We start from the raw sequence: 1,485 nt of genomic DNA on the forward strand, positions 1-1,485 counted from the left end.
GCTGGTGCCCGACGCACCAGTGGAGCGAAGCCTGCGTCTGCTGAACCCGGACGGTGGAGTGCTCGATGTGTGGTGCGGCACCGACGACCAGGGTGGTGCCGTTATCCACCACCGGCAGCTCAGCTCCACCTACGCTTCACCAGTGGCCGGCGTTTCGGCCGTCGAAGGGGTGACGGTGCAGGCACGCGCTGGCAGCGGCTGGTTGATGGCAGGCTTGAACGACGGTGCCTCGGTGCATTGGCAACTCTTGTCCTTGAACAACCACCGGCCCTATGCGCGGCTGACCTGGCCGGCATCGGCGCGGCCGCAGGTGCGCTTGCAGGCTGGGCACTGCCTGGTGTTCGACGGCGAAGGGCGACTGTGGGATGTGGACGTCGCCAGCGGCGCGACGAAAGGGCTGACGCTCAGGTCGTGAGCCCCAGGAAGTGGTCCAGGATGTGGAAGTGGTCGTCCATGAACTGGTCTTCCAGGCTCAGCAGCTGATCGATCGGCACCCACTGCGCGCTGGCAGCGTCGTCACCGGCGCGGACTTCGGGCAGTTCGCGGTCGCCGAAGTCGAAGTAGTGGGCGTGGGTGATCGTGCGGCCGCGCTGGCTGCGGTCGGGGTGGTCGAAGGCTTGGGTGGCGCGCAGCGATTGGCGCATCGACTCGGGCAGCATGTTCAGCCCGGTTTCTTCGTGCAGTTCGCGCAGCGCCGATTGGTAGGCCGTTTCGCGTTGCTCGATGAAGCCGCCCGGCATCGCGAACAAGCCCTTGCCAGGAGCCTGGCCGCGGCGGATCAACAGCACATGGCCGGCGCAGCGCAGCACCGCGTCGACCGTGACGAACACCGGCGGATAGGGCGCGGTGGCCCAGGCGGCGCGGTAGTTGCGCAGCATCGTCCATTCCTCGCGCAGCGCTTCGAACGCGGGCAGCGCACTCCAGCTCTGCAAGAAAGCCTTTACCGCTGGCGATACCTGGTCGACCAGAGCGGCGAGCGTGCCGGGCATGTCTTCACGCGTCGAGCCGAAGTAGGCATCGCGCAGTGACGTGGCGTCGGCCGGGTGCAGGCGGTCCACGCTCAGCATGCGCCAGCCGGGGAAGTTGCGCAGGTAGTTGCTGGTCGCGTCCTTGAAGTGGCCGACCAGAGCGATGTCGCCAGTGCCTGCCGACGGTGGGCACAGCGCTTCGACGCCCTCGCGCACCGCGACCGTCCAGCGCGCTTCGTCGTACCAGTCGCGCAGCGGCAGGAACTGCACCTTCTCCTGGTCTTCCAGGGGCAGGCTCAGGCGGATCATCTCGGCGCGCTCTTGCCAACTGAACGGGTTCTTCGGCGTGCGGGCCTGGAACGACGAGCCCAGCACGACGACGCAGCGCGGCGCCTTTTCCAAGGCGCGGCGAAGCATTGCCAGGTGGCCGGCATGGAAAGGCTGGAAGCGGCCGATGCAGACGGCGGCACGAAGAGTGGGGACGACGGCGGGTGGTGGCGTGCGCATGGCGTTGTTG

The 1,485-nt window shown here is 67.7% G+C and carries 2 protein-coding genes; one reads left to right on the forward strand and one right to left on the reverse strand.

Going from position 1 to position 1,485, the window contains the following annotated elements; all coding sequences use genetic code 11:
• Positions 1 to 415 (forward strand): hypothetical protein (locus AC1DYI_RS35320; RefSeq protein ID WP_477208757.1); only part of this gene is annotated, 415 nt, incomplete at its 5' end.
• Here the strand turns inward: AC1DYI_RS35320 and AC1DYI_RS35325 are convergent.
• Positions 405 to 1,475 (reverse strand): bifunctional nicotinamide-nucleotide adenylyltransferase/Nudix hydroxylase, encoded by a 1,071-nt coding sequence (locus tag AC1DYI_RS35325; RefSeq protein ID WP_477208758.1) that lies wholly within the window; start codon positions 1,473 to 1,475, stop codon positions 405 to 407. The genes AC1DYI_RS35320 and AC1DYI_RS35325 overlap by 11 nt on opposite strands.
• Between the last annotated feature and the right edge of the window lie 10 nt (positions 1,476 to 1,485).

This window comes from Ideonella sp. P3_A4, from assembly GCF_056403075.1.